The sequence below is a fragment of the Citrobacter sp. GW821-FHT07H02 genome (genome assembly GCF_059418505.1).
In genome coordinates this window covers 1-5,095 of record NZ_JBWKPZ010000032.1, presented here as the reverse complement: position 1 = coordinate 5,095, position 5,095 = coordinate 1, and the positions used below count along the sequence as shown (strand labels likewise).

Sequence of the window (5,095 nt, the reverse complement as noted above, 5' to 3'; positions counted from 1 at the left end):
CTGGTTTTGTCATGAGTCACCTCTGATTGAGAGTTTACTCACTTAGTCGCGTGTCCACTATTCGCGGGTAAGATCACTGAGCGTCTGCCACAGACCAGCGCATCGTGCATAAAAAAGATGGACCAGCCCTGGTCCAGAGATTCCGGTATTGTCAGAGGCACCAAATTACGCATCGGCAGATGTTGTTTTCCTATGCGACGAAAATTCAGTTTCAGATGGCAATAAATCCGTTGTACACGTCTATGATTCCAAGCACCTCTAGATTTTTGGCTTTCCCTATTGTTACTATCATGATTGGGAGCTATGCATTTTATTGTTATATATTAATGTATACTATTACCATCCTTTTTCCATTATTCTTTGGAATTACAGCTATTCCTGTTTACACCTGTTTTGTATTACGAGACAAAAAGAACAGAATAAAATGGTAATTTCATTCTCTAATTGATAGGTATTACTGATTATGCTATCGATATTGATAGTTTTTTTACCATTTTTGATGGTGCGAAACTACTATTTAAAGCAGGCATACTTTTTTTACAAAATCCACTATAATTCACCGCTTATATAATTTTTGCACTCTACAATTAAGGTCTCAGCAATGATAGAACAATTAGTATTAACTAAAAATGCACAGTTTTATGTGCTGAAGGATGATTTAAATGAGACTATCGAAAATATTATCAATAAGATATTAAGCGAGTCATGTTTAAATATTGATGAAAGTGAAGGTAAAATTATTGATGTGACACGAAGTGAAGGTGTTCTCATGGATGAGAATATACCATATATCTACTCCATTCTTGTTTTTCCTACGCTAAAAGATGTTTATTTCTTTGATAGTGATGAGTTTGATGCCAAGTATCAAGATCGTATATATGCATACATTATTATATTTGAATTTGATAAGCATTTTGCAATAGTCAAGAAAAGCTGTTCTAATATATCTGATTGCGTTGATAAATACTTCCAATTGTTTTCCGGAAGTGCCATTACTAATACTTTCAATGATTCAGATGTCGCTTATCAAAAAATATCACTCCGTAACATGACTGTATCAGACAAAGCTATTAGAAGTCGTTCCTACGAAGCAGCAGATCTGAAAGGAACATTTTCAACACACGCTGCAGGGAGGTCTATACCATCTTTTATAAAATATCGTCATGGCACAACAATAAAAACTATATCAGGAACTGGACGTCTTGTTGAATCAAGTCATCGAGTTTCATTTGACCATATTGCATCGTGGGTGCATCAACAATTAAATTTAATAAAAAATGGTGGGCACGACAAGGCTTTTTTAGATGCCTTTGCAAAGGCTAAAGACCTCAAGGAAGTAATAAAAAGTGGGGTTGCTCCTAATGCTATATTAATTGAGAGTTCATCTTTATACGATCATCTAAAAGAAAATAAGTTAAGTATTAAATATCCATCTACTGTTAATGGAACAAAAACTCAGGCTACTTTGACTGACAAACAGGAGCAAAACCTTCTTCGTTACCTCGAACGGGTTTTTCCAATTAATTCTCAGGGGAAAATAATTTGTGCATTAGGAAATGCTCGTATAAATGTAAATAAAACAATTACATTTGATTCGAGTTTTTTGAGAACGCTTAAGGTTTATGTTGGCGGTCAAGATATAACATTGCAAAACTACATAATGAAGAATGGATTCTATAGTGTTACTTTTACAGATCATAAGTTCATGTACTACCTTGGAAACTGTTTTGAAGACGTCTCTGGAGTTTCAGAGATCGATGCAATACTAAAAATGCTCCACCCTATAAACGGAATGACCAATGTATCAAGCGAGAAAGGAGTGTTCAAAAGTAACAGTGTCAACTTTTCTAGAAATTCCATGTTCAATTTAGTCGAGCATGTTCACAGGAAAGATAATTATATATTCTGTGATGATTTAGGTACTGAATGGGCTGATCATATTACATTTAATGCAAAAGATTCCTGTATTAATTTCATCCATTCTAAGCATGGACTTAAAAGTACCTCAGCCAGCAACCTTCATGATGTCGTTGGGCAAGCTATCAAAAATTTAGGATATATGAACTCCGGTGTAGATGATTTTAATAGCAAAGCCACGAGTGCATTTTCACAGTTTTATAAAGCTAATAAATGTCTCACAAAAATAAGTAGGACAAGAAAAGGAAATTTAGCCAACTTTCAAAACTATTTGAATGCATTATTTACTGACTACAAACTACATCGAAAATGTATTATAAGCTGTTCATTTATTTCAGAAGGTACAATTAGAACTGAGCTTCTTAAAATTAAACAAGGACAAAAAGTTGGGGGACATATTACTCAGCTTCTTTGGATATTGTCATCCTTCTCTCATGCTGCGAGAGATGCTTCGGTGATCCCAATTATTTACTGTGCAAATTAAAAGATAAAAACAAGGATAAAGCTATCCTTGTCTTGTTTAATGAGTTTCATTTTATAGTTTGTGAATGAACTGACTTCCTCGTTATTCAAGGCACAGCGATGTAACTAATGCCTTGCGAACTTCAGCTTTTCGCTCATAGCAGACCCGAAGGCTGTTCAGTGCCAATAACAGACATTACCATGGTGTGTTCCGTAACTGTCATATTGTACAATATTATATGGTTAGAACTGTGTCGAAAATGTCTTCAAGCTATAATGAGCACTCACAATTGGTTTTTATTTAAACATTAAAATAGTATAAGGAGTAACTTCCAATCACTTATTTTTCGAGCTGATAGCTCGAGAGATACACCTTATCATCATCCCCTGTTACAATACAGGGAGCAGGTCAATAACACTAGGGAGAGATTTAAATGAAAAAAATAAGCGACGAACAAATTAATATCGAAGCTCAATCAGGATATAGACCATGGACTATAGATTCTGGCATCGGATTGCTTCCCTTTTCAGAATTAGGTGACCGAGAATTTGAGTTACTATGTTATTTGTTAGTTAAAAACGAAATTGAAGATGGCAAGCATAATAATATAACTTCCATATCTTTGATGCAAGGTGTTTCTGAAAGGGGACGCGACTGCTCACTGTACCATAACGGTGCTGTAAGTGGTTTAATTCAATGTAAAAAACTGCAAGGTAGAATATCTAGACCGCAAGCATTAAGAGAAATAATTAAATTTTTATTGTTTTCCATTATTGACAACAACTTACTTCCTGAGCCTGATTGTTTCGAATATAAGTTGTACGTGTCAAATGATCTCGCTGAAACTACAAACTCACTAATTCATTCTTATTCAACTGAAATTGAGAAAGAAATACAGTCTGATGCTATCAGTAAGTATACAAAAGATGTTGTATCTGAATATGAGTCATTCAAAATTTTTGAAAACAACCTACCAGTTAGTAAAGTTATTGATCTTTTGAAACGGATAAGTGTAACAGCATCAAATGCAACAGATTTGACCTTGCGAGTTCATAAGCATGATTCATTGTTATCATTGTTTTTTAATGTAAAAACTGTAATCGACTTAGAATCTGCAGATAAAGTTATACGTAATGCGCTTGATGACTATGGTTTAAAATACTTGACCGATGAAGACTTAAAACAACTTCAAAATCGCATTTCAAATACTAAAGAAGAAAATCGAATAAATTTAGGGTTTGTGGATTTCTTTGGTTATAACAAAGAGTTTTTTAAATCCTTGAAAGGTGAGCCGTTCAAACAAGTGATGGAAGCGGTTGCGTCGGTAACATTATCATTAGATAAGTATTTAATGGAATTTATAAACAGTAAAATCAATGAACTAACTTATGAAAACGTCACAATAAAGTTATTAAACCTAGGGAAAATTCACCCTTTCAGTGTGGGTGTAGTGGCGCCTTACCTATTTCAGAGGCTGTCTATTAAAGTCTTATCAAGGAAGTTGCCAAGAGAATTAGTGACCAAGTTTTATGAACAAGCCTCTCTGTCCAAAAAGGGATTAATCGACTCGATAGCAGTGCAACTCTTTGAAACAAGCGAAAGGGTTATGAAAGGTGATTTTAGTCAGTTAGTGGGAAATCCAGAAGACATACAGTTCAAAAAGAAAATCTTCACTCATATACATAATGGATTCAACAGAATAGAAGATGCAAAAGTTATTTTTTCCCGAGACATCCAGATAATAATGCCAGCTTTGGATTTTATTGAAGAACAAATAAGTGAGCTATTACAAGAAGAGCGTACTGTAGTAATAAAAGACGCCTCATTTTTGGATAATGATGATGAAATAAATAAAATAGCAAAAACGCTGAGTATGATCGAACCCAATCAAGGTGCATAGAATAACTATAGTTTTAGGATGTTTTTTATTTGTAGTAGTTGTGTTAGTGTAATCGCACTAACACACTCCTGGATAAAAACACCTTTAATTTTTATCAAACTTAAAATGTATTATTTAGTTACGCCATATAATAAAACCATTTTCGTTTGCATGAGCAAGTGCGAATAATTAGCACCAAACCTTAGTGTATGAATAAAAAACTTGTAGCCTTACGTTATACCTTTCATTATTTAGGCCAGAATCGCTGGCATCAGGCTGAGACCGGTCGTTGCCATCAGACCCCCAGCCGTCAGGCCTGAAACGCATCCCTTCGCGGTTTGGCGGAGCTTACCGGCTTTGTCGGCTAGCGCAGTTGGGTTGACGACCTGGCTCGCCGGGGGGCCGAAGGGGGCCATACGCTTATAATCGCATTTTTCCCCAACCACACTGAAAAACGTCGCCCGCCACTCTGCCACTTAACCTCAGGCGTCAATCCAACAACCATATTCACTGCCCCTACAGCTAACAGAGAAGACAGAGAGACAGCTCCCCGAAGAGAGAAAGTGCAGGCGAAGGGGATGGCCGGTGCGCCAGCATCGGCTTTTTTCCCAACCCACAGGGCCGTCGGGTTTAACGCTGCAGTATCTTGTAGCCCGTGACCAGCAGCATGACGCCCAGCGCCATAAATAGGGTACGCAAATCCGGTACCAAACGTGCTGCTCACGGCATCCGCGCTGTCCGTGGCCTCTTGCAATGCTTCTGATCTTACCCGCGAATAGTGGACACGCGACTAAGTGAGTAAACTCTCAATCAGAGGTGACTCATGACAAAACCAG

At 36.6% G+C, this 5,095-nt stretch carries 3 protein-coding genes and 1 pseudogene; 2 read left to right on the top strand and 2 right to left on the bottom strand.

From position 1 onward, the window contains the following. Nucleotides 1-80: 80 nt before the first annotated feature. Nucleotides 81-251, bottom strand: a pseudogene (locus AC07NP_RS21735) (IS3 family transposase); the annotation flags it as partial. Between the two features lie 350 nt (nucleotides 252-601). On the opposite strand from AC07NP_RS21735, the gene AC07NP_RS21730 reads away from it, so the two are divergent. Continuing rightward, nucleotides 602-2,401: a hypothetical protein gene (locus AC07NP_RS21730; RefSeq protein ID WP_494661698.1), complete on the top strand. Its 1,800-nt coding sequence runs from the start codon at nucleotides 602-604 to the stop codon at nucleotides 2,399-2,401. A 412-nt stretch (nucleotides 2,402-2,813) separates the two neighbouring features. Beyond that, nucleotides 2,814-4,280 (top strand): hypothetical protein, encoded by a 1,467-nt coding sequence (locus AC07NP_RS21725; protein WP_494661697.1) that lies wholly within the window; start codon nucleotides 2,814-2,816, stop codon nucleotides 4,278-4,280. Nucleotides 4,281-4,510: 230 nt separating this feature from the next. On the opposite strand, the gene AC07NP_RS21720 is transcribed toward AC07NP_RS21725, so the two are convergent. After that, nucleotides 4,511-4,735, bottom strand: coding sequence for a hypothetical protein (locus AC07NP_RS21720; RefSeq protein ID WP_494661696.1), 225 nt, complete (start codon nucleotides 4,733-4,735; stop codon nucleotides 4,511-4,513). Between the last annotated feature and the right edge of the window lie 360 nt (nucleotides 4,736-5,095).

What these genes read in the sequence shown, in the direction of transcription:
- AC07NP_RS21730 (WP_494661698.1), top strand. Translation starts at nt 602, where the DNA reads ATGATAGAACAATTAGTATTAACTAAAAATGCACAGTTTTATGTGCTG.
- AC07NP_RS21725 (WP_494661697.1), top strand. Translation starts at nt 2,814, where the DNA reads ATGAAAAAAATAAGCGACGAACAAATTAATATCGAAGCTCAATCAGGA.